The 21,715-nt window shown below is 61.6% G+C and carries 20 protein-coding genes; 13 read left to right on the top strand and 7 right to left on the bottom strand.

The annotated features are described in order from the left end of the window. Positions 1-8: 8 nt before the first annotated feature. The 8 genes from cobU (at position 9) to IB249_RS03080 (ending at position 5,409) form a co-directional block, all read left to right on the top strand. Positions 9-530, top strand: a complete 522-nt coding sequence (cobU, locus tag IB249_RS03110; RefSeq protein WP_192302041.1) for a bifunctional adenosylcobinamide kinase/adenosylcobinamide-phosphate guanylyltransferase — start codon at positions 9-11, stop codon at positions 528-530. Beyond that, positions 527-1,582 carry a nicotinate-nucleotide--dimethylbenzimidazole phosphoribosyltransferase gene (cobT, locus tag IB249_RS03105; protein ID WP_192302040.1) on the top strand — a complete coding sequence of 352 codons (1,056 nt, stop codon included), beginning with the start codon at positions 527-529 and terminating at the stop codon, positions 1,580-1,582. Before cobU ends, cobT begins: the two co-directional genes overlap by 4 nt. Further along, complete coding sequence (cobC, locus tag IB249_RS03100; RefSeq protein WP_192302039.1) at positions 1,579-2,154, top strand: alpha-ribazole phosphatase family protein; 576 nt, start codon at positions 1,579-1,581, stop codon at positions 2,152-2,154. The genes cobT and cobC overlap by 4 nt, the downstream gene beginning before the upstream one ends. A 2-nt stretch (positions 2,155-2,156) precedes the next feature. Then, positions 2,157-2,888 (top strand): adenosylcobinamide-GDP ribazoletransferase, encoded by a 732-nt coding sequence (locus IB249_RS03095; RefSeq protein WP_192302038.1) that lies wholly within the window; start codon positions 2,157-2,159, stop codon positions 2,886-2,888. 128 nt (positions 2,889-3,016) lie between these two features. Further along, a complete protein-coding gene (locus tag IB249_RS03090) occupies positions 3,017-3,421 on the top strand; it encodes a MarR family winged helix-turn-helix transcriptional regulator (RefSeq protein WP_192302037.1) in 405 nt (134 codons plus the stop codon). A gap of 54 nt (positions 3,422-3,475) precedes the next feature. After that, positions 3,476-4,684 carry an MFS transporter gene (locus tag IB249_RS03085; protein WP_192302036.1) on the top strand — a complete coding sequence of 403 codons (1,209 nt, stop codon included), beginning with the start codon at positions 3,476-3,478 and terminating at the stop codon, positions 4,682-4,684. Then, complete coding sequence (locus tag IB249_RS29910; protein WP_263864709.1) at positions 4,681-4,803, top strand: hypothetical protein; 123 nt, start codon at positions 4,681-4,683, stop codon at positions 4,801-4,803. The genes IB249_RS03085 and IB249_RS29910 overlap by 4 nt, the downstream gene beginning before the upstream one ends. A 54-nt stretch (positions 4,804-4,857) precedes the next feature. After that, the gene (locus IB249_RS03080; protein WP_192302035.1) at positions 4,858-5,409 is read left to right on the top strand and encodes a glutathione peroxidase; all 552 of its coding nucleotides are present in this window, start codon (positions 4,858-4,860) and stop codon (positions 5,407-5,409) included. Positions 5,410-5,498: 89 nt separating this feature from the next. Here IB249_RS03080 and IB249_RS03075 read toward each other — a convergent pair whose 3' ends face one another. The 3 genes from IB249_RS03075 to IB249_RS03065 form a co-directional block, all read right to left on the bottom strand. Next, positions 5,499-6,770, bottom strand: a complete 1,272-nt coding sequence (locus IB249_RS03075; protein WP_192302034.1) for an OmpP1/FadL family transporter — start codon at positions 6,768-6,770, stop codon at positions 5,499-5,501. 147 nt (positions 6,771-6,917) lie between these two features. Further along, a complete protein-coding gene (locus tag IB249_RS03070; RefSeq protein WP_192302033.1) occupies positions 6,918-7,400 on the bottom strand; it encodes a hypothetical protein in 483 nt (160 codons plus the stop codon). Positions 7,401-7,679: 279 nt separating this feature from the next. Then, positions 7,680-7,904 (bottom strand): hypothetical protein, encoded by a 225-nt coding sequence (locus IB249_RS03065; RefSeq protein ID WP_008031832.1) that lies wholly within the window; start codon positions 7,902-7,904, stop codon positions 7,680-7,682. A gap of 984 nt (positions 7,905-8,888) precedes the next feature. Here IB249_RS03065 and IB249_RS03060 point away from each other — a divergent pair. After that, positions 8,889-9,212 (top strand): sel1 repeat family protein, encoded by a 324-nt coding sequence (locus tag IB249_RS03060; RefSeq protein ID WP_192302032.1) that lies wholly within the window; start codon positions 8,889-8,891, stop codon positions 9,210-9,212. 175 nt (positions 9,213-9,387) lie between these two features. Beyond that, a complete protein-coding gene (gene rmuC, locus IB249_RS03055) occupies positions 9,388-10,752 on the top strand; it encodes a DNA recombination protein RmuC (RefSeq protein WP_192302828.1) in 1,365 nt (454 codons plus the stop codon). Between the two features lie 131 nt (positions 10,753-10,883). On the opposite strand, the gene IB249_RS03050 is transcribed toward rmuC, so the two are convergent. Then, the gene (locus IB249_RS03050) at positions 10,884-14,354 is read right to left on the bottom strand and encodes a hybrid sensor histidine kinase/response regulator (protein ID WP_192302031.1); all 3,471 of its coding nucleotides are present in this window, start codon (positions 14,352-14,354) and stop codon (positions 10,884-10,886) included. 228 nt (positions 14,355-14,582) lie between these two features. After that, on the bottom strand, positions 14,583-15,122 hold the full coding sequence (locus tag IB249_RS03045) for a TetR/AcrR family transcriptional regulator (protein WP_192302030.1): 540 nt from the start codon (positions 15,120-15,122) through the stop codon (positions 14,583-14,585). 91 nt (positions 15,123-15,213) lie between these two features. Between IB249_RS03045 and IB249_RS03040 the strand changes: the two genes are divergently transcribed. The 3 genes from IB249_RS03040 (at position 15,214) to IB249_RS03030 (ending at position 19,651) form a co-directional block, all read left to right on the top strand. Beyond that, positions 15,214-16,410, top strand: a complete 1,197-nt coding sequence (locus IB249_RS03040; RefSeq protein ID WP_192302029.1) for an MFS transporter — start codon at positions 15,214-15,216, stop codon at positions 16,408-16,410. Between the two features lie 117 nt (positions 16,411-16,527). Next, a complete protein-coding gene (locus IB249_RS03035) occupies positions 16,528-17,679 on the top strand; it encodes a TDT family transporter (protein ID WP_192302028.1) in 1,152 nt (383 codons plus the stop codon). Positions 17,680-17,776: 97 nt separating this feature from the next. After that, positions 17,777-19,651: an MFS transporter gene (locus tag IB249_RS03030; RefSeq protein ID WP_192302027.1), complete on the top strand. Its 1,875-nt coding sequence runs from the start codon at positions 17,777-17,779 to the stop codon at positions 19,649-19,651. 20 nt (positions 19,652-19,671) lie between these two features. Here IB249_RS03030 and IB249_RS03025 read toward each other — a convergent pair whose 3' ends face one another. Both IB249_RS03025 and IB249_RS03020 read right to left on the bottom strand, forming a co-directional pair. After that, positions 19,672-20,598 carry a GGDEF domain-containing protein gene (locus IB249_RS03025; protein WP_192302026.1) on the bottom strand — a complete coding sequence of 309 codons (927 nt, stop codon included), beginning with the start codon at positions 20,596-20,598 and terminating at the stop codon, positions 19,672-19,674. Positions 20,599-20,959: 361 nt separating this feature from the next. Beyond that, positions 20,960-21,700 (bottom strand): YciK family oxidoreductase, encoded by a 741-nt coding sequence (locus IB249_RS03020; protein ID WP_192302025.1) that lies wholly within the window; start codon positions 21,698-21,700, stop codon positions 20,960-20,962. Between the last annotated feature and the right edge of the window lie 15 nt (positions 21,701-21,715).

Here is a 21,715-nt window from a genome sequence, read left to right as displayed (position 1 = left end):
AATGAACCATGCTCCAACTGATCCTCGGCGGCGCCCGCTCCGGCAAGAGCCGCCTGGCCGAGAAGCTTGCAGCCGACACCGGCCTGGCCGTGACCTACATCGCCACCAGCCAGCCCCTGGACGGTGAAATGAATGAGCGGGTGGCCCATCATCGTGCCCGTCGTCCGGCGGAGTGGGGGCTGATCGAAGAGCCTGTGCAACTCGCCCGGGTCCTGCAGGAAAACGCCCGCGCCGACCGTTGCCTGCTGGTGGACTGCCTGACCCTGTGGATGACCAATCTGCTGATGCTCGACGACGCCGGGCGCCTGTCACGCGAACGCGAAGCGCTGCTCGACTGCCTGGCGCAACTGCCGGGTGAAATCGTTTTTGTCAGCAACGAGACCGGAATGGGTGTCGTGCCGCTGGGCGAATTGACTCGCCGTTATGTCGATGAAGCCGGCTGGCTGCATCAAGCGCTGGCTGAACGTTGCCAGCGTGTGGTGCTGACCGTCGCCGGCTTGCCCCTGACTTTGAAAGGAACTGCGTTATGACTCAATCCTGGTGGCTGAACCCTTGCCAACCGATCGACACCCAAGCCGTCGAACAGGCGCAGGCACGCCAACAGCAGCTGACCAAACCCGCCGGTTCACTCGGCCGTCTGGAGTCGCTGGCCGTGCAATTGGCCGGCCTGCAAGGGCAGGTCAAGCCGAACCTGGATCAGGTGTGGATCGCCATTTTTGCCGGTGACCACGGGGTGGTGGCCGAAGGTGTGTCGGCGTTTCCCCAGGAAGTGACCGGCCAGATGCTGCTCAATTTCGTCAGCGGTGGTGCGGCGATCAGTGTGCTGGCGCGCCAACTCGGTGCCCGCCTTGAAGTGGTCGACCTCGGCACGGTGACGCCGTCGCTGAACTTGCCGGGTGTGCGCCACTTGAACATCGGTGCGGGCACCGCGAATTTTGTCCAGGGATCGGCCATGACACGGGCCCAGGGTGAACTCGCCTTGCAGGCCGGTCGTGACAGCGCGTTGCGTGCCGTCGCGGCAGGGGCACAGTTGTTCATTGGCGGCGAGATGGGCATTGGCAACACCACGGCAGCCAGTGCGCTGGCCTGTGCCTTGCTCGATTGCCCGGTCGGGCACCTGACGGGGCCGGGCACCGGCCTGGACCCTGCGGGGGTCAACCACAAGGCGCAGGTCATCGAACGGGCATTGGCCTTGCACGGGGCGCAGCGCAGCGATGCATTGCAGACCCTGTTCAACCTCGGCGGTTTTGAAATTGCCGCACTGGTTGGCGCGTACCTGGCGTGCGCCCAGGAAGGGGTGGCGGTGCTGGTGGACGGGTTCATCTGCAGCGTCGCCGCGTTGCTGGCGGTGCGCTTGAACCCTCAGGCTCGTCCGTGGCTGCTGTTCGGGCATCGTGGCGCCGAGCCGGGCCATCGTCATGTGCTCGAAACCCTGGCGGCCGAACCGGTGCTGGAACTGGGCTTGCGGTTGGGTGAGGGCAGCGGTGCGGCCCTGGCGGTGCCGGTGTTGCGTCTGGCTTGCGACCTGCACGGGCAGATGGCGACGTTTGCCGAGGCCGCCGTGGCAGATCGTCCGGCATGAACTTGCGCCTGGACGTCTTGCGCCACGGCGAAACCGAACGCGGTGGCGGCCTGCGCGGCAGCCTCGACGATGCGTTGACCGACACCGGTTGGGCGCAGATGCGCGCGGCAGTCGTCGGGCAGGGGCCGTGGGATCGGCTGGTCAGCTCGCCGTTGCAACGCTGTGCGCGGTTCGCGCAGGCGCTCGGGGCGCAACTGGGGTTGCCGGTGCAGTTGGAGCGCGATCTGCAGGAGCTGCATTTCGGTGCCTGGGAAGGGCAGAGTGCAGCGGCGTTGATGGAAACGGACGCCGAGGCGCTGGGCTTGTTCTGGGCCGATCCTTATTCGTTTACGCCGCCGCACGGCGAGCGCGTCGAGGATTTTTCGGCGCGGGTGCTGGCGGCCGTTGCCCGGCTGCAGGCCGCCCATGCCGGTGAGCGGGTGCTGCTGATCAGTCATGGCGGCGTCATGCGTTTGCTGTTGGCCCAGGCGCGGGGATTGCCCCGTGAGCAGTTGCTCAACGTCGAGGTTGGCCATGGCGCGCTGTTTTCTCTGCAAGTCGAACCCGACATGACCCTCAAGGAAGCGATCTGATCATGTTGCCGTTCTGGATCGCCCTGCAATTTCTCAGCAGCCTGCCGGTTCGCCTGTCGGGTATGCCGGAACCCCAGGCACTGGGGCGTTCGTTGCTCTTCTACCCGCTGGTGGGCCTGATATTTGGCTTGATCCTGTGGAGTTTGAATGCCTTGCTGGTCGGTACGCCGACGTTGCTGCACGCGGCGTTGTTGCTGAGCGCCTGGGTGTTGCTCAGCGGCGCCCTGCATCTGGATGGGCTGGCGGACAGCGCCGATGCCTGGCTGGGTGGTTTTGGTGACCGCGAGCGAACGCTGACGATCATGAAGGATCCACGCAGCGGTCCCATCGCCGTGGTCACGCTGGTGTTGGTGTTGCTGCTGAAGTTCTGCGCGCTGCTGGCGCTGATCGAGCAACAGCACGCTGTATGGCTGCTGATCGTGCCACTGATGGGGCGCGCTGCGTTGTTGGGGTTGTTCCTGACCACGCCTTATGTCCGGGCGGGGGGGCTGGGCCAGGCGCTGGCCGATCACCTGCCACGCGGTGCCGGCTGGCAGGTGCTGATGATCAGTGCGCTGGGCTGTGTGCTGATCGCGGGGCTCAGTGGTGTCTTCGCCGTGGTGTTGGCGCTGCTGGTGTTCGTCTGGCTGCGGCGGGTGATGCTGCAGCGGCTGGGCGGTACGACCGGCGATACGGCCGGGGCCTTGTTGGAGCTGCTGGAGGTGGCGTTGCTGGTGGGGCTCGCCTGGGTCTGATGGATGCAGGGTTGAATGTTCTGGCCCCATCGCGAGCGGCTCACTCCCACAGTGATACTTGCTGGCGAAAGCAAACCTGCAGATACTTGTAACTTGATTTAACGCACACGCGGGTATATACACGCACCATGCTCGACTCCCAATGTTTATGCATCAACCTGCGTCGCGCCGCCCGTGGCGTCAGCAGGCATTACGACGGCGCTCTCGATGGCTTCGGGATTAACGTCGCCCAGTATTCTTTGCTGTGTAACCTGCAGCGTCTGAATGAACCGAGCATTTCCTCCCTTGCCGAAGCGATGGGGCTGGACCGCAGCACCCTCGGGCGCAATTTGCGGGTACTGGAGGGAGAGGGCCTGGTCACGCTGGTCGAAGGCGAAGACATGCGCAATCGCATCGTCAAGCTGACCGGACTCGGTGCTGAACGCCTGACGGCGGCCCTGCCGGCCTGGGAAGCGGCGCAGCAGCGATTGGTTGATCGCCTGGGCGCCGAAAAACGCGAAACCTTGCTGAAGCTGCTGGATGAACTGGCCTGAGGCCCGTTTGTTCAAACTTAAGCGGGTATATACCCGCGACCGGAGAATAAGAAAATGACATCGATGTGGCGTACGTGCGGTTGGGTCCTGTTGGGGAGTGCGCTCATTCTTGCGTTGTCCCTGGGGGTGCGGCATGGCTTCGGGCTGTTCCTGGCGCCGATGAGTGCCGAGTTCGGCTGGGGACGTGAAACCTTTGCCTTTGCCATCGCGTTGCAGAACCTGATCTGGGGACTGGCCCAACCGTTCACCGGTGCCCTGGCCGATCGCTTCGGTGCGGCGAAGGTGGTGTTGATCGGTGGTGTGCTTTATGCAGCGGGTCTGGTGTTGATGGGCCTGTCGGACTCTGCCCTGACCTTGTCGGTGAGTGCCGGCCTGTTGATCGGTATTGGCCTGTCGGGCACCTCGTTCTCGGTCATCCTCGGCGTGGTCGGGCGCGCCGTGCCGCCTGAGAAGCGCAGCATGGGCATGGGGATCGCCAGCGCAGCCGGGTCCTTTGGCCAGTTCGCCATGTTGCCCGGCACGCTGGGTCTGATCGGCTGGCTGGGATGGTCGGCGGCCTTGCTGGTGCTGGGCCTGCTGGTGGCGTTGATCGTGCCCCTGGTGAGCATGCTCAAGGACAAGCCATTGCCCGTGGTCGGCCACGAGCAGACGCTGTCCGAGGCGCTGCGCGAAGCCTGTTCCCACTCGGGGTTCTGGTTGCTGGCGTTCGGCTTTTTTGTCTGCGGTTTCCAGGTGGTGTTCATCGGTGTGCACCTGCCGGCCTACCTGGTGGACCAGCACCTGCCCGCCACGGTGGGAACCACGGTGTTGGCGCTGATCGGCCTGTTCAACATCTTTGGCACCTACACCGCAGGCTGGCTCGGTGGGCGCATGTCCAAGCCACGCTTGCTCACCGGCCTGTATCTGTTGCGGGCCGTGGTCATCGTGCTGTTCCTCTGGGCACCGGTGACAACGACCACTGCGTACCTGTTTGGCATGGCGATGGGCTTCCTGTGGCTGTCGACGGTGCCGTTGACCAACGGCACCGTGGCGACCTTGTTCGGTGTACGAAACCTGTCCATGCTTGGCGGCATCGTTTTCCTGTTCCACCAGTTGGGCTCGTTTCTCGGCGGCTGGTTGGGCGGGGTGGTGTATGACCGGACCGGGAGCTACGACTTGATCTGGCAGGTAGCGATTCTCTTGAGCCTGATGGCCGCCGCCCTGAACTGGCCGGTGCGTGAACGGCCCGTGGCGCGTTTGCAAACGCAGATGAGCGCGACATGAACAGCCTCTGGCCGCGGGTCGCCCTGGCGGCGACGGGCATCCTGCTGCTGGCCCTGGTGTGGTGGGGCTGGCACCAGGGCGGGCTGGCATTGATGCAATTGGGAATGGGCGCTTGCTAGCACGAGGCGAGGGCGAGTAAGTTCATGGCAGAGACTTTTCAAGGAAACCTGGACATGCTGATGCGTTGGCTTGCCGTTCCGGCGTTACTCTTTGCGTTTACCGGGCTGGCGCATGCCGCCGAGTGTCCGGAACTGTTGCAGGGCTCGCTGCCCAAGCTGCGTGCCAAGGAGTCCATCGACCTGTGCCAGCGCTTCGCTGGCAAACCGCTGGTGGTGGTCAATACCGCCAGTTTTTGTGGTTTCGCTCCGCAGTTCAAGGGGCTCGAGGCACTGAGCCAGCACTACAAGGGTCAAGGGCTGGAAGTGATCGGCGTGCCATCCAATGACTTCAAGCAAGAGTCCAAGGATGGCGAAGAGACCGCCAAGGTATGCTACGTGAACTACGGCGTGACCTTCACCATGACCGAGCCGCAGAAGGTTCGCGGTGATGATGCGACCCATCTGTTCCAGGTGCTGGCGGCGCAGAGTTCGGCGCCGAAGTGGAATTTCTACAAATACGTCGTCGACCGCAAAGGCAAGGTCATCGCCAACTTTTCCAGCCTGACCAAACCCGACGATCCCGAATTCATCGGCGCCGTGGAAAAAGCCCTGGCGTCGCAACCCTGATCGACGGCCACTAAAAAGCCCCGCCTCTGTGCCAGAGAGCGGGGCTTTTTTGCTTCAGGTGGCGAGTGGTTCAGGCTCGCCCGGCATCATCAGAAGCGATAGGTCGCGCCGACACCAAAACCGTTCGCCGAGTTTTCATACTTGGCGCTGTAAGCCTGGCGGCCGTTGCTGTTGTTGACCTTGACGGACTCTTCCCACAGGTAGGAGTAGGCCACATCGATGGTCAGGTCATCGGTCGGGCTCCAGCCGGCGCCCAGGCTGAAAATCTTGCGATCGCCAGTCGGGATGCGTGGGGAGCGGTTTTCGTTGTTGGTCGGTGCCTGGTCAACCGAGAAGCCGGTACGCAGCACCCACTCCTTGTTCACCTTGTAGGACGCACCGATGGCGTGCGCCCAGGTGTCGTGCCAGTTCTGTTCTTCGGTGATGGTGCCCAGGCCACGAGCCGCCAGCGCCGCAGGAACGCCGCTGTTTTCAACGGTGATTTCCTTCAGGCGGCTCCAACGAGTCCAGGTGCTGCCGGCGTACAAGGTCCACTGGTCATCGAGCTTGTGAGTCACCGAGAAATCCACGGACTCAGGCGTCGTCAGGTCCAGCGAAGCGTCAAACTTCTGGTTTGGGTTCTGACCCAGGGCAGCCAGCACGCCATAGTTGACCTTGGTGTCACCGTCGAGTTTGTATTTCACTTTCGAGTGGTAGGTCAGGCCGAGGCTGGTGCTGTCGGTGGCTTGTACCAGCACGCCGAAGTTGTAACCCAGTGCGGTGTCGTCGCCCTTGATCTTGACTTGACCATCGGGAGCAGCAGGGTTGAGCGACAGGTTCGATTCGAGCTTGCCGTCAATACGGTTGATGGTCGGGCCGAAACCGATCGACACCACATCGTTGAAGGCGTAGCTGATGGTTGGCTGGACGGTTACGATCTTGACTTCGCTTTTGCTGCCGAAGTAACGGCCGGAAAAGCTGTTTTCGTAGTCGGTCACCAGGCCGAATGGCGCGTAGACGCCCAGGCCGAACGCCCAGTGGTCATCGATTGGCTTGACGTAGTAGCCCATCGGTACGCCCATGAACGGCACCATGTCACCTTTGTTGGTGCCACCGCTTGGGCGGGAGCTGACGTCGCTGATGTCGGTGTGTGCGTCGATGAATGCAACGCCGCCGGTGACTTGTTCACGCTTGATGCGCGACATGCCGGCAGGGTTGCCAAATACGGTGGATGCGTCGTCGGCAGCTGAAGATCGCCCGGCAAAACCTGTGCCCATCCCACTGATGCTTTGTTCGTTGAGGGCAAAGCCACTCGCAAAGATCTGGGTGGATGCCAGGGTAACGGCGAGGCTAAGGGTGGTTTTGAGCATTACTTTTTTCATTATTAGAACTCCTGGTGATCACCGGGGCGGAAATTACCAACATTTTCGTCCCAGCGCTATAGGCTGTATCGCTTGAGTTAGAGCGGTTTTGTAGGACAATCCAACCAGATTCGCGACATGTTGCGCGATCTTTCGTGGCGGGGCAGATCAGCAGGCGACCTGATTCAGCGGTGAAACACAGGTTTGCCAGGCATAGGTGAAGTCTCTGAGGCGTCCTTGCGGCTGAAAGGTCTGGCGCCAGATGCGCGCCATGCCCAGCAGGTCATTGGCTTCGGGGAGCGGAGTGTTCTGTTCTTCCACCAGCAGCCAGGCGATGGCTGTGGCGTAACGCAGGTTGACGGTGAGTTCGAGGTGAGGGCCACTGAGAAAAGCGTGCTGGCTGGCCAGGCCACGGACCAGGCTGGCGCGTTCCGGATCCAGCGCCAGGTAATGGTCCCAGAGTGCCTGGTGGCGGGGTTCGGCGATTCGGTACAAGCCATGGCCACGGCGGTCATGCAGGGCGGAACCCAGGGCTGACTGGCTGGCGGCGATGCCCAGCAGCAGGGATTCGGCGGTTGCGCTATGGCGCCCAAGGTAGATCAAGGTCGGACGGATGACATAACGGCACAGTTCGCTGGCAGCGATACCCATAACACCCTCGGAACATTGAAGTGGTCGGCGAGTCCTGAGAGGGAGCGTTGGCAGCGGTGGATCGAGACTCAGGCTCGCCGGAAGCGGATCAAGCCGCTTGACTTGAAGTCTAGTGTCATATTCGTGCTGTAAAGGACTGTTTTTAAAATATTTCTGATCGGCAGTTATAATCGTTATATCGATCGGTGCTTAGGCCCGGACCGCTGAAAGTGAAACTTCAGGCAATAAAAAGCCCCGCTATCAAAGCGGGGCTTTTCGGTTTTCAGCCTTGCTGGCGTGTCAGGCAACCAGTGCCTGGCGGGTACGTTCGATCACGGCCTGCAGCGGCTCTGCGCTGGAGTATTGATCTGGGTACAGGCGTTCGCTGTGACGAGCGATGCCGTGTTCGTTGACCAGAGTGAAACTGAAGCAGCCTTTGCGAGCGGCCATGATCAGGCAATTCATTGGTGCAAAAGCGTTGGTTAGGGTGCGAATGGCATCCTGGGTATGGATTTGAGTAGTCATTAAAGGTGTTCCTGCAAGCGACACGGATAGGAACCGTGCAAAGTTAAAACGTTCCAGTAACGACGACCACCATTGGTCGAACGAAGAACCCGACTGGAACAAAGCAGCCAGTTTGAAGCGCTGAATGAATTGGCGCGCTTGGGCTGGCAGGTAGGTACTTAGGAGGGCAGGCAACACATCAAGGGCAAAGGTTCTGGGCCCGGGGTGAAGATCCTGATCAATTTGCAGGTTGGTTCGGTCAGAGTAAGTGAGCTTCGCAACACCCTTTGTATTCGATTCAAAGGCCGTGTTGACGCAAGATTTACCTGGAAACCATCGAGGTGGCCGATCCCGCTTGTTCGGTTCGGGCTTTCCGTAAGAAGGCACACCGGGGGGATTTGTTCGACCAGAATTGACTTTCAGCTTGGTACTAACGCCGCGGATAGTAACGGATTGAATGACGCAAGGGAAGCGTGCGCGTCAAATAAACACGTCGCGAAGCGTGTACACCCACCAGGGCAGCGGCGCGCAGCCTTTCACTCGCCCCGAAATGGCACAGAATCCGACGACCGGTCAGTGACGTTCGTCGGCTCGCGGTCAGTGTCGGCGAGGGATTACCTGGGGTTATCCCCAGCTCGGGTAACAAAATGCGCCGAAAAAGCGCATCGATATAACCGACCTGGAGGTACTTGTGCACATTAGTTGCGCAAGCTGTAACCTCGTTGTCATACAGCTCGCAAGCACAATGGCTGCCTGCAAGCAAAATTTAAGTCAATGAAAAACATCGCTTTTTTTTACTGGTGAAAAAATCGTCAGTTTGTCTGCGAGCCCCATTCCACAGGGCTTTGCGCGAGTTCAGGGGCGGTTGTCCACTGAGTTATCCACAGCTTCTGTGGATTGTCCCGAGCGCTTGCTCTAGGACGGGGGTGCCGGGAATTTTTAGACTTTACCTGTAAGAAAAAGAGAGTAGAGTGGCGCGCCTTCCGATTTGCCCCACAGTGCTTTATGAAGTTTCGCTCAGTATCAGTTTCTGTCACCGCTCAACCCACTGGTGTTACCCCACCCAAGCGCATTTCGATGCGTGTGGCCGAGTGGCTGCTCGACAGCCCGCGCCTGGGGGAGAACAGCAACGTCAAACACCTCGCCGGACGTTTGCTCAAGCAACCGGCTCGCGAAGGCATCGTGGCCGCGCAGAGCCGTCTCGGCCAGCTGATGTGCCGCGAATGTGGCAATGCCCGGGACCGGCGTATCGGCCAGGACCTCCTGCGCCAGGCTGCACGGGCCGGGGATCTGCGCGCCCAGAGAGAACTAGGACTGATCGAAGACTGAGCTGTCCAAGACCTGACGCCTTGGTTAACCTTCAGGTTTTATCGAATGGGCAGGAATGGCGATGGCGATGGACTTGACCAGCATGTTGCTTGGTCTGGCAGGGGCGGCACTGCCGTTGTTGGCGCTGGCCTGGCAATTACAGCGTCGGGCGAGCCACTCACAGTCGGACGTCGCATTGCTCGAAGAGCGCCTGGCCATGGCCCAAATGGCCCAGGACGGGCTGACCGCCCAGCTTGAGGCCAGTCGCGACGAAATCGCCGATCTGGGCCAGGCCAACGCCGCCAAACAGGCCGACCTGGCCGCGCTGCGTCGTGAGGTCGAGCTGTTGCAGATCGAGCGTGATGACGCCCGCGACGCTTCCCATGCCTGGAACATCGAGCGCGCCGGCAAAGAGGCAGAGCTGCGTCGTCTGGATGCCCAGGCCGCCTCCCTGAATGCCGAATTGCGCGAACAGCAGGAAAGCCATCAGCAGCGTCTCGCAGACCTGCAGGGCTCGAGGGACGAGTTGCGTGCCCAGTTCGCCGAGCTGGCCGGCAAGATCTTCGATGAGCGCGAACAGCGTTTTGCCGAATCCAGTCAGCAACGTCTGGGGCAATTGCTCGACCCGTTGAAGGAACGCATCCAGTCCTTTGAGAAGCGCGTCGAGGAAAGCTATCAGGCCGAAGCCCGCGAGCGCTTTTCCCTGGCCAAGGAGCTGGAGCGCCTGCAACAGCTGAACCTGCGCCTGAGTGACGAAGCCACCAACCTGACCCGTGCTCTGAAAGGCCAGAAAACCCAGGGTAACTGGGGTGAGCTGATCCTGGAGCGCGTGCTTGAACACGCCGGCCTGGAGAAGGGCCGGGAATACCAGACCCAGGTCAATCTCAAAGGTCCGGATGGCGAGCGCTTCCAGCCGGACGTCATCATCTATCTGCCGGGCGACAAGCAGGTGGTGGTCGATTCCAAGGTCAGCCTGACGGCCTATCAGCAATTCGTCGCGGCTGAAGACGATGGCATCGCGCAAATTGCCATCAAGCAGCATGTGCTGTCGCTGCGCAGCCACGTCAAGGGCCTGGCCGGCAAGGATTACAAGCGTCTGGACGGTCTGCACAGCCTGGATTTCGTCTTGTTGTTCGTGCCCATCGAAGCGGCGTTTTCCGCCGCCCTGCAAGCGGAACCGAGCCTGTTCCAGGAAGCCTTCGACCGCAATATCGTGATTGTCAGCCCGACCACGTTGCTGGCCACCCTGCGGGTCATCGACAGCCTGTGGAAGCAGGAGCGCCAGAGTCAGAATGCCCGGGAGATCGCCGAGCGGGCAGGGTGGCTGTACGACAAGTTCGTGTTGTTCATCCAGGATCTGGATGAGGTCGGCAATCGCTTGCAGCAGTTGGACAAGGCCTACAGCTCGGCGCGCAACAAGCTGACAGAAGGCCGCGGCAACCTGGTCAGCCGCAGCGAGCAGCTCAAGTTGCTGGGCGCGCGGGCCAGCAAAAGCCTGCCGGCAGACCTGCTGGAGCGGGCGATGACCGATGTGGATGGGTTGGCGGAGTTGCCGGAGTAGCCGATAGTCGAACACTGCGACGCAGCGCCTTCGCGAGCTGGCTCGCTCCTGCAACGGACGGGTCACGCCTGTGGGAGCGAGCCTGCTCGCGAAGGCACCCGTCCAGCCGCCACAGGATCAACCCTCCCACCTCACAACGGCAGATGCCGGCTCAACAACGCACGCAGCGCCGCCGGTTTCACCGGTTTGGCCAGGTAATCCAGGCCCGCCGCATGAACCTGGGCGACCGTTTCCGGGTGGCCGTCGGCGCTGATCACGACGCCGGGCACCGGTTCACCCAGACGGGTACGTAGCCAGCCCATCAACTCGGTTCCGGTCTCGCCGTCGTCCAGGTGGTAATCCACCAGTGCCAGTTGCGGGCGTACGCCACTGCTCAGCAGCGCTGCGCATTCGTCGCGGTTGCGGGCGGTCCAGACCTGACAGCCCCAGCGGGTGAGCAAGCTGTTCATGCCGATCAGGATGCTGTCTTCGTTGTCGACGCACAGCACCTGCGCACCGCCGAGGAGTTTGCCGTTGAGCTCGGTGGCATTGACGGGGGTGGCGACGGGCGCCTTGGTCAACGGCACGCTGACGCTGAACACACTGCCGCGTCCCGGCCAGGAGCGCACTTGCAGTGTGTGGCCCAGCACGCGGCACAGCCCATCGGCAATCGCCAGGCCCAACCCCAGGCCTTTTTCTGCGCGGGTCTGGTGGCTGTCGAGGCGCTTGAATTCTTCGAAGATCACTTTCAGTTTGTCTTGGGCAATCCCCGGGCCCCGATCCCAGACCTCCAGGCACAGCTCGCCCTGACGGCGACGAACCCCCAGCAGTACCGGGCCCCTGGCATAACGGAAGGCATTGGTGAGGAAGTTCTGCAGGATCCGGCGCAGCAGTTTGATGTCGCTGTCGACCCGCAGGTGGCTGCCGCGTACCCGGAACTTGAGTCCCTGCTCGCGCGCCAGTGCCTTGAATTCCGCACCGAGGATGTCGAACAGCTCGTTGAGCGCGAACGGTTTGATATCCGGGTTGATCTTGCCGTTTTCGAGGCGGGAAATGTCCAGCAGGTCGCTGATCAGGTCTTCGGCCGAACGCAGCGACGAATCCAGGTGTTGCACCAGTTTCTGCGCTTCACTGGACAAGCCGTCTTCCTGGTGCGACAGGGCGGCGGAAAACAGTCGCGCGGCGTTCAGCGGTTGCATCAGGTCATGGCTGACCGCTGCCAGGAAGCGGGTCTTCGACTGGTTGGCCGACTCGGCGGTGCCCTTGGCTTCGGTCAGCGCCACGTTGAGTTGCGACAGCTCGTGGGTGCGCTCCGTCACCCGGCGCTCCAGGCCTTCGTTGGCTTCGGTCAGCGCCTGTTCGGCTTCGCGGAACGCGGTGATGTCGGTGAAACTCATGACAAAACCGCCTCCGGGCATCGGGTTGCCGATCAGCTCGATCACCCGGCCGTTGGGGAACAGTCGTTCGGAGGTGTGGGCGCGGCCCTGGCGCATCCAGTGCAAGCGGCGTGCGACGTGCACTTCCGCCTCGCCGGGGCCGCACAGGCCGCGCTCGGCGTTGTAGCGGATGATGTCGGCAATCGGTCGACCGACGCTGATCAGGCCGTCCGGGTAGTTGAACAGTTCCAGGTAACGCCGGTTCCACGCCACCAGGCGCAGGGACTGGTCAACCACACTGATGCCTTGAGTAATGTTCTCGATGGCACCCTGCAACAGGGCGCGATTGAATTGCAGGACTTCCGAGGCTTCGTCGGCGATTCGCACGACATCCTCAAGCTGCATTTCCCGACCTTCGATGGCGGCCTTGACCACTGCGCGCGTCGATGAGGCGCCGAGCACGCCAGCCAGCAGGCGTTCGGTGTGGGCGATCCATTCGCCGTCGGCGTTCTGGTTCGGGTTGAAGCCTTTGCCCTGGCGATAGGCGAAACGGATAAAACTCTGGCGGGCGCGTTCTTCGCCGACGAAGCGTGCCGCCAGTTGCAGCAGGTCATCGATTTGCACAGCCAGCATCGAACGGGCGCTGGGGCGGGCGCTGATCTCCTGACCGATGAAGCGGCCCGCCTGCCAATGTTCCGAGACGCGGGTGCGCGAGAGCACGGACACCCAGGCAAACAGGGTGAAGTTGCCGGCCAGTGACAGCACCACGCCCTGGGTCAGTGGGGTGATCGGCAGGTTTAGCGGGTTACTGTGCAGCCAGGCCAGCCCCGGGAAGCTGCTCAATGACAAGCCGAGGCTGTGAGCGGCAATCGGCAGAATCAGCGTGTAGAACCACAGGAAGGTGCCGGCAGCGAGGCCAGCGAACACACCACGGCGATTGGCCTGTTTCCAGTACAGCGCGCCGAGCATGGCGGGTGCCAGTTGGGTCACGGCGGCGAAGGCGATCTGGCCGATGGTCGCCAGGCTCGCGGTGGAACCCAGCAGGCGGTAGCTGACGTAGGCCAGTAGCAGAATCACCACAATGCTGACCCGGCGCACCGACAGCATCCACTGGCGGAACACTTCGAACGGTCGCTCGGCGTTGTTGCGGCGCAGCAACCACGGCAACAGCATGTCGTTGGACACCATGGTCGACAACGCCACGCTGGCGACGATCACCATGCCGGTCGCTGCCGAGGCCCCACCGATAAAGGCCAGCATGGCCAACGCGGGATGGGCCTGGGCCAGTGGCAGGCTGATGACGAACGAATCCGGTATCACCGAGCTGGGCAGCAGCATCTGACCTGCCAGGGCAATCGGCACGACAAACAGCGCCGCCAGCGCCAGGTAGGCCGGGAACACCCATTTGGCCAGGCGCAAATCCTGCGGATCGATGTTTTCCACTACGGTGACGTGGAACTGCCGCGGCAGGCAGATGATCGCCATCATCGCCACGCCTGTCTGCACCACCATCGACGGCCAGTTGATGGTTTCCTTCCAGTACTCCTCCAGGCGCGGTGCGAGCATGGCCTGATCGAACAGGTCTTCGAAACCGTCGTACAGCCCGTAGGTCACGAATGCACCGACCGCGAGAAAGGCGAACAGCTTGACCAGCGACTCGAACGCAATCGCCAGCACCATGCCGCGGTGGTGCTCCGTGGCGTCGAGGTTGCGGGTACCGAACACAATGGTGAACAGCGCCAGCACCAGGGAAACGATCAGCGCGGTGTCCTGTGCCCGGGTGCCCATGGCGTCGGCACCGGCGCCGATCAACAGGTTCACGCCCAGCACGATGCCCTTGAGCTGCAAGGCGATGTAGGGCAGTACGCCCACCAGGCAGATCAGGGCAACGACAATCGCCAGGGATTGGGATTTGCCATAGCGGGCGGCAATGAAGTCAGCGATCGACGTGATGTTTTCCTGTTTGCTGATCATCACCATTTTTTGCAGGACCCAGGGCGCGCAGACCAGCAGCAGGATCGGCCCGAGGTAGATCGGCAGGAACGACCAGAGTTGTTCGGCGGCCTGGCCGACGGCGCCGAAAAACGTCCAGCTGGTGCAATAGACCGCCAGCGACAGGCTGTAAACCCAGGCGCGCACGCGTGGAGGCAGCGGGGTACTGCGACGGTCACCGTAAAAGGCGATGGCGAACATGATGGCCATATAGGCCAGGGCGACGGCGGCGATCAACCCGCTGGACAACGACATGGAGACTCCAGACAAAAGACACCCGGGACGCGCGCCCGGACAGACAGTCTCGCACGACCGTCTGCGTTAGTCAGTGTCGACCAAGGTCGTGGCGTGGCGGGGTGTCGCATGGGGTGTCAGGCGGATACGCAGGTGAGTGATGCGCAGCGCGAGCAGGCTCGCTCCCACTGGGTTGTGGTGAACAGGGGAGCGACGGTGGGGCGATCCGAGGGGCACGCGAAGCGGGCCTCACTGATCCAACGCCATCCCGACCAGCCGGTGCAATTCCTCGACCTCCAGCGGCGCCGTGGAAAAGAGGATGCGGAACACGGAGGGGGCGACCAGCAGATTGATCAACCGATCCACGCCTGGTTTCGGCTGATCGGGATAGCGGTCCAGAATCGCCTGCAACTGTCCGGCGATGATGGTCGCGCAACAGCCAGGCGTCGGGCTCGCTTGTACGTCGCGCAGCATGTTGCGACCGGGTTCCGAACTCATTTCATCCAGGTACTGCTCCGCCCACGCCTGCACGTCACCGCGCAAGGTGCCGGTGTTGACCGGTTCGCTGTCGGGCTGCATGCGCGCCAATGCGACGTCCGCCAGCAGTGCCGACACATCGCCCCAGCGTCGGTAAATGGTCGACGGCGTGACGCCGGCACGCGCAGCGATCTGCGGGACGGTGACGCTCGATCGGTCGTGTTCGGCCAGCAGCGCGCGAACCGCCGAATGGATCGACTCCTGGACCCGGGCACTGCGGCCGCCCGGGCGTAAACCTTCTTTAATAGCCATGGATCGGACCTTAACACAAAGAATTTGCTTTAAGCGCTAGCGAGTAGCACACTCCGCAAAAGCAAAAAATTAGCTTTTGCGGAGTGTGCACATGCCGAATTCAATTTCCAAACGGTCAAGCCTGGGCTTCCTGGCGATCACTTTACTCAGTTTTCTCGCGGCTTCCACGGCGCCGACGCCCTTGTACCACTTGTACCAGGAGCATTTGCAATTCTCCGCAGCGACCCTGACCCTGATTTTCGGCGTGTACGCGATCAGCTTGTTGGTGGCCTTGCTGACGGTAGGTTCGCTCTCGGATTACCTGGGGCGCAAACCGGTGATTTTTACTTCGGTGTTGCTCAACATGCTGGCCATGCTGTTGTTCATCAATGCCGACAGCGTGGCGTGGTTGATCGCGGCCCGCGTGCTCCAGGGCTTCGCCACCGGGATGGCCACGGCATCACTGGGCGCTGCGTTGCTCGACACCGATCGCCAGCAGGGACCCTTGGTCAACAGCGTCGCACCGTTGCTTGGCATGGCGGTCGGGGCCATGGGGTGCGGCTTGCTGGCCGAGTTTGCGCCGCTGCCGTTGCAACTGACGTTCTGGGTCCTGCTCGTGCTGTTCGCCTGGCAGGCATTGTACGTCTGGCGCTTGCCGGAAAGTGTCAGCCGACAACCCGGAGCGCTGGCGTCGCTGCTGCCGACACTGCACGTGCCTGTCCAGGCGCGCCGCACCTTGTACCTGGTGTTGCCGATCAATACCGCCGCCTGGGCGCTGGGTGGATTCTTCGCGTCCCTTGCGCCCTCGCTGGTACGAACCGCCACCGGCTCCACCTCCAACCTGATTGGCGGTGCGACCGTGGCCGTATTGACGGTAACGGGCGCGGTGATGATCTACACCCTGCGCAATCGTCCCGCCGACAAGGTCTTGCGGTTGGGCGCGAGCGTCTTGCCCGTGGGCGTGGCGGCGATTCTGCTGGCTGTACACAGCGCCAGCCTGTCGCTGTTCTTCATCGGGACGCTGATCGCTGGCTGCGGCTTTGGCGCCAGTTTTCTCGGTACGCTGCGCACGGTCGTGCCGCTGGCCTTGCCTCACGAACGAGCGGGTCTGATGTCGGCCTATTACGTGCTGAGCTACCTGGCGTTCTGTTTACCGTCGCTGCTGGCGGGGAGTCTGACGCGCACCTTTGGCCTGGTCACGACCACCGACGGTTATGGCGCGGTGCTGATCCTTCTGGCGGCCTGTGCGTTGCTGGCGTTGTGGCGCCAGCGACCTGCCCAGGTGTGTAGCACTGCCGGGCGTCCCTGAAGGACGCCGTCTCCTATCATTTATAAAATCGATAACTGTTAGAGAAATTACCCGTTATATAGATATTCGATCCGGGTCTAACATGGGCTCCACCTCAAATGAGGACAGGAGTTCGCCATGCCATGCCCCAATACCGCCCTCTGCGGCATCAAACCGTTCAGTCATTTGCAGCACCCGCGTGATGTGATTCGCCATTTCACACCGAACTGGTTCGCCGCGACCATGGGCACCGGGATCCTGGCCCTGGCGCTGGCGCAACTGCCGTTCGCGGTGCCTGGCTTGCATGCGCTTGCTGAAGCGCTCTGGCTGTTGAACATCGTTCTGTTCGCGCTGTTCACCGTACTTTACGCCGCACGATGGCTGCTGTTTTTCGACGAGGCACGGCGGATTTTCGCTCACTCCACGGTTTCGATGTTCTTCGGCACCATTCCCATGGGCCTGGCGACCATCATCAACGGTTGCCTGGTATTCGGATTGCCCCGTTGGGGCGACGGCTTGATTGAAATCGCCGGGCTGCTGTGGTGGCTGGATGTGGCAATGTCCGTGGCCTGCGGCGTGTTGATTCCCTACATGATGTTCACTCGCCAGGAACACAGCATTGACCAGATGACCGCTGTCTGGCTGTTGCCGGTGGTGGCCGCCGAAGTCGCGGCTGCCAGTGGTGGCCTGTTGGCGCCGCACCTGGCCGATGCCCATGCGCAATGGGTGGTGCTGGTGACCAGCTATGTGCTTTGGGCGTTTTCCTTGCCGGTCGCCCTGAGCATCCTGACGATCCTGTTGCTGCGCATGGCCCTGCACAAACTGCCCCACGAAAGCATGGCTGCGTCGAGCTGGCTGGCGCTTGGCCCGATCGGCACCGGGGCGTTGGGCATGCTGTTGCTGGGCAACGATGCGCCGGCCATCTTCGCAGCCAACGGTTTGCCGGGCATCGGCGAGATCGCTGCCGGGCTGGGGCTGGTGGCGGGGATTACGCTGTGGGGCTTCGGATTGTGGTGGATGCTGATTGCCTTCCTGATCACCTGCCGTTACCTGAGCGTCGGCATTCCGTTCAACCTGGGCTGGTGGGGGTTTACCTTTCCGCTGGGCGTCTATTCTCTGGCAACGTTGAAACTGGCCAGCCAGTTGGGCCTGTTGTTTTTCAGCGTCTTCGGTTGCGCGCTGGTGGCCTTGCTGGCAGTGATGTGGCTGATCGTCGCCAAACGTACCGCACAGGGCGCCTGGCGGGGCGAGTTGTTTGTCTCGCCGTGCATAGCAGGATTAGAGAAATAACCGGTCAGGATTCGGTAAGGTGTGGCCTGGGTCGACATTCGACACTCCAATAATAGAATTCAGGCCACTCGTTACCTAAACCAGGGAAACACGGAAGATGAGTCACCCCTCACAGTTCACCTTGCTTCGCACCCGGCGCTTCCTGCCGTTTTTTCTGACCCAGTCCCTCGGGGCGTTCAACGACAACGTGTTCAAGCAGTCGTTGATCCTCGCCATTTTGTACAAGTTGACCATCGAAGGTGATCGTTCGATCTGGGTCAACCTGTGCGCGCTGCTGTTTATTCTGCCGTTCTTCCTGTTCTCGGCGCTGGCCGGGCAGTTTGGCGAGAAGTTCGCCAAGGATGCGCTGATTCGCCTGATCAAACTGGGCGAAATCGCAATCATGGTGGTGGGGGCGGTGGGCTTCGTCTTCGATCATCTGGCGCTGATGCTCGTGGCGTTATTCGCCATGGGCACTCACTCGGCGCTGTTCGGGCCAGTGAAGTACTCGATCCTGCCCCAGGCGCTGCACGAGGAGGAACTGGTCGGCGGCAACGGTCTGGTGGAAATGGGCACCTTCCTGGCGATCCTGGCCGGGACCATCGGCGCCGGGATCATGATGTCGTCCGCGAACTACGCGCCCATCGTATCCACGGCGATCATCGGCATAGCCGTGCTCGGTTATCTGGCCAGCCGCAGCATTCCGAGGGCGGCGGCCTCGTCACCGCAAATGCGCCTGAACTGGAACATCTTCAGCCAATCCTGGGCCACCTTGAAGCTGGGCCTGGGGCAGACGCCGGCGGTGTCGCGCTCGATTGTCGGCAACTCGTGGTTCTGGTTCGTCGGGGCGATCTACCTCACGCAAATCCCGGCATACGCCAAGGAGTGGATGCACGGCGACGAGACCGTGGTGACGCTGATCCTGACGGTATTCTCGGTCGGCATCGCCCTGGGGTCGCTGTTGTGCGAGAGACTCTCCGGGCGCAAGGTCGAGATCGGCCTGGTGCCGTTCGGTTCGTTCGGGTTGACCGTGTTCGGGCTCTTGTTGTGGTGGCATTCCGGCGGGATTCCAGAGAGTGCCAACGGCCACGGCTGGGTCGACATCCTCGGCTTCGGTCACACCTGGCTGGTGCTGATCGACATCCTCGGGCTGGGCATCTTCGGCGGTTTCTACATTGTGCCGCTGTACGCGCTGATCCAGTCGCGAACCCCGGAAAATGAGCGGGCGCGGGTGATTGCCGCCAACAATATTCTCAACGCCTTGTTCATGGTGGTGTCGGCCATTGTCTCGATCGTGTTGCTGAGCCTGGCCAAGTTGTCGATTCCCCATCTGTTCCTGGTGGTATCGCTGCTGAACATCGGCGTCAACGCCTACATTTTCAGGATCGTTCCCGAATTCACCATGCGCTTCATGATCTGGCTGCTCAGCCATTCCATGTACCGTGTCGAACATCGCAACCTGGACGTGATCCCGGACGAAGGCGCGGCACTGCTGGTGTGCAACCACGTGTCGTTTGTCGATGCACTGCTGATTGGTGGCGCAGTGCGTCGGCCGATTCGCTTCGTGATGTACTACAAGATCTACAACCTGCCGGTGCTGAACTTCATCTTTCGTACCGCCGGGACGATTCCTATCGCCGGGCGCCATGAAGACATCCAGATTTACGAAAAGGCGTTCACGCGAATCGCGCAGTACCTGAAGGAAGGCGAGCTGGTGTGCATTTTCCCCGAAGGAAAATTGACCGCCGATGGCGAGATCAATGAATTCAAGGGTGGGTTGACACGGATTCTCGAGGAGACGCCGGTGCCGGTGATTCCGCTGGCGCTGCAGGGGCTGTGGGGCAGTTTTTTCAGTCGCGATCCCGCCAAGGGGATCTTCCGTCGCCTGTGGTCACGGGTGACCCTGGTGGCCGGTCCGGCAGTGGCGGTCGAGGCGGCGCAGCCGGACAGCCTGCGCGGGTTGGTCGGTGAACTGCGCGGCGCGGTGCGCTGAAACCTGATGGCGGCGGGTGCTCAGCCCGCCATCGTCAGCCGATTGCGGCCTTCGCGTTTGGCCACATACAACGCGCTGTCGGCTCGGCGCAGCAGGCTCTCGGCAGATTCACCCGGCAGCAATGTCGAACAGCCGAGGCTGACCGTCAGATCGATCAAATGGCCATCGGCCAGGAAATCCTTGTTCTGCGCGCAAAGCCGCAGCCGCTCACCGACCAGCGCGGCGGCCTCGCGACCGGTGTTGGACAGCAAAATCAGAAACTCTTCGCCGCCGAAGCGGAACACCATGTCGACGTTGCGCAACTGGCTTTTGATCGAAGCGGCAACGGCCCGCAGCACGTCGTCGCCGGCGCTGTGGCCGTGGCTGTCGTTGATCTGCTTGAAATGGTCGATGTCCAGCATCAGCAGCGACAGGGGTTGCAGGTGCCGACGCGACATCTCGATTTCCCGTTGCAGTGTCTGGTCCATGGCAATGCGATTGCCGGTGTCCGTCAGCGGGTCACGCAAGGCACTCTGGGTGGCTGCACGGTAGAGCAGGGCATTGCGCATCGGGTATAGCAGGGCGGACAGCAACGACTCGAGGTGGCCCAGCTCCTGCTCACTGAAACGCTGATTGCGGCGGAACAGCAGTTCGCCCAGGTGCTCGCCTTCATGGCTGAGGCTGTAGCTGACCGAATGATGACCGCGCAGGCCGAATTCCAGGCGCAAGTCGCAGGCCTTGTGTTCATAACTCAAGGCGTCGAGCGGCACGAGCCGATGAATTTCTCGGAAAAAGGTCTCGAGAATGCGTTGGGGCTCGAGACTGGTCTGCAACTGCTGGTTCAGTTGCTGGCGCACTTGCGCAAGGCTGGCCGGTCGCTTCAGAAGCGGCGGTTGTTGAGCAAAGCCCAGGCGTTGCAATTTGGCAGTGTCGAAGTCAATTGCGTTGGTCTGGGAGGGTGATTTCATATGGCGTGCGCCCTTGAGCAGTAAGGCTGTCTTACAAGCTGGGTGAGAGCGGCTTTGGGCTGCGCGTCGTACTGATCCATCAGTCCCGTAGGACATTTCGCGCAAGTTTAGTCTGCTTTGTCGAAGATTAATAACCCATCGACTGGAGCGTCGGCCCGTCCATTTTCACACGGCGTGTCTGAGTCTAATCAGAGCGAAAGCCGTGCCATTAGTTTTATTTTATTAAAATCAGCTGAAAATCAATGGCTTGCACGACTTGGAGGGTGTGTTCGATTCGGCGGCTGACGTTTGTTTGACTGCAATGGCGTCGTTTGCCGAGTGCCGCGACGGGAATTCGCCGCGGCACAAAAGCGACGCACGGTTATTGGGCGTTGAACGCCTGGCCGTTGATGCCGGTGCTGTCCGGGCCCATCAGGTAGAGGTAGACCGGCATGATCTCCTCGGGCGTCGGGTTGTTCAGCGGGTTTTCGCCGGGGTAGGCCTGGGCGCGCATGCTGGTGCGGGTCGCCCCTGGGTTGATGCTGTTGGAGCGTACCGGGGCCACGGTGTCGACTTCGTCCGCCAGGGTTTGCATCAGCCCTTCGGTGGCGAACTTCGAGACGCCGTAGGCGCCCCAGTATGCGCGTCCCTTGCGGCCGACGCTGCTGGAGGTGAACACCACCGATGCATCCTGCGACAGCTTGAGCAGCGGCAGCAGGGTGCTGGTGAGCATGAACATGGCGTTGACGTTGACGTGCATGACGCGCATGAAGTTCTCGCCAGACAACTGCTCGATCGGCGTACGCGGACCAATGATCGACGCGTTGTGCAGCAAACCGTCAAGGTGGCCGAATTCGCTTTCGATCATCGCTGCCAGCTCATCGTATTGATGCGGCTGGGCGGTTTCCAGGTTGAACGGGATCACTGCCGGTTGTGGGTGCCCGGCCGCTTCGATTTCGTCGTAGACCTGCGTCAGGTTGGCTTCGGTCTTGCCCAGCAGCAGGACGGTTGCGCCATGCGCGGCGTAGGTTTTGGCAGCGGCGGCACCAATGCCGCGACCGGCGCCAGTGACCAGAATGACCCGATCCTTGAGCAGTTCGGGGCGGGCGGAATAATCAAACATATGAAACCTCGATAA

The sequence above is a fragment of the Pseudomonas sp. PDM04 genome, assembly GCF_014851765.1.
Classification (GTDB): domain Bacteria; phylum Pseudomonadota; class Gammaproteobacteria; order Pseudomonadales; family Pseudomonadaceae; genus Aquipseudomonas.
The sequence above is the reverse complement of the archived record's forward strand: the minus strand, read 5'-3'. Positions and strand labels throughout refer to the sequence as shown.

Bases quoted from the DNA above. Each gene is read 5' to 3' on its own strand.
- IB249_RS03040 (WP_192302029.1), top strand. From the start codon at position 15,214: ATGCCGAATTCAATTTCCAAACGGTCAAGCCTGGGCTTCCTGGCGATC.
- IB249_RS03095 (WP_192302038.1), top strand. From the start codon at position 2,157: ATGTTGCCGTTCTGGATCGCCCTGCAATTTCTCAGCAGCCTGCCGGTT.
- IB249_RS03045 (WP_192302030.1), bottom strand. From the start codon at position 15,122: ATGGCTATTAAAGAAGGTTTACGCCCGGGCGGCCGCAGTGCCCGGGTC.
- IB249_RS03020 (WP_192302025.1), bottom strand. From the start codon at position 21,700: ATGTTTGATTATTCCGCCCGCCCCGAACTGCTCAAGGATCGGGTCATT.
- cobU (WP_192302041.1), top strand. From the start codon at position 9: ATGCTCCAACTGATCCTCGGCGGCGCCCGCTCCGGCAAGAGCCGCCTG.
- IB249_RS03070 (WP_192302033.1), bottom strand. From the start codon at position 7,400: ATGGGTATCGCTGCCAGCGAACTGTGCCGTTATGTCATCCGTCCGACC.
- cobT (WP_192302040.1), top strand. From the start codon at position 527: ATGACTCAATCCTGGTGGCTGAACCCTTGCCAACCGATCGACACCCAA.
- IB249_RS03035 (WP_192302028.1), top strand. From the start codon at position 16,528: ATGCCATGCCCCAATACCGCCCTCTGCGGCATCAAACCGTTCAGTCAT.
- IB249_RS03080 (WP_192302035.1), top strand. From the start codon at position 4,858: ATGCTGATGCGTTGGCTTGCCGTTCCGGCGTTACTCTTTGCGTTTACC.
- IB249_RS03025 (WP_192302026.1), bottom strand. From the start codon at position 20,598: ATGAAATCACCCTCCCAGACCAACGCAATTGACTTCGACACTGCCAAA.
- IB249_RS03085 (WP_192302036.1), top strand. From the start codon at position 3,476: ATGACATCGATGTGGCGTACGTGCGGTTGGGTCCTGTTGGGGAGTGCG.
- IB249_RS03075 (WP_192302034.1), bottom strand. From the start codon at position 6,770: ATGAAAAAAGTAATGCTCAAAACCACCCTTAGCCTCGCCGTTACCCTG.
- IB249_RS29910 (WP_263864709.1), top strand. From the start codon at position 4,681: ATGAACAGCCTCTGGCCGCGGGTCGCCCTGGCGGCGACGGGCATCCTG.
- IB249_RS03065 (WP_008031832.1), bottom strand. From the start codon at position 7,904: ATGACTACTCAAATCCATACCCAGGATGCCATTCGCACCCTAACCAAC.
- IB249_RS03060 (WP_192302032.1), top strand. From the start codon at position 8,889: ATGAAGTTTCGCTCAGTATCAGTTTCTGTCACCGCTCAACCCACTGGT.
- IB249_RS03050 (WP_192302031.1), bottom strand. From the start codon at position 14,354: ATGTCGTTGTCCAGCGGGTTGATCGCCGCCGTCGCCCTGGCCTATATG.
- IB249_RS03090 (WP_192302037.1), top strand. From the start codon at position 3,017: ATGCTCGACTCCCAATGTTTATGCATCAACCTGCGTCGCGCCGCCCGT.
- cobC (WP_192302039.1), top strand. From the start codon at position 1,579: ATGAACTTGCGCCTGGACGTCTTGCGCCACGGCGAAACCGAACGCGGT.
- IB249_RS03030 (WP_192302027.1), top strand. From the start codon at position 17,777: ATGAGTCACCCCTCACAGTTCACCTTGCTTCGCACCCGGCGCTTCCTG.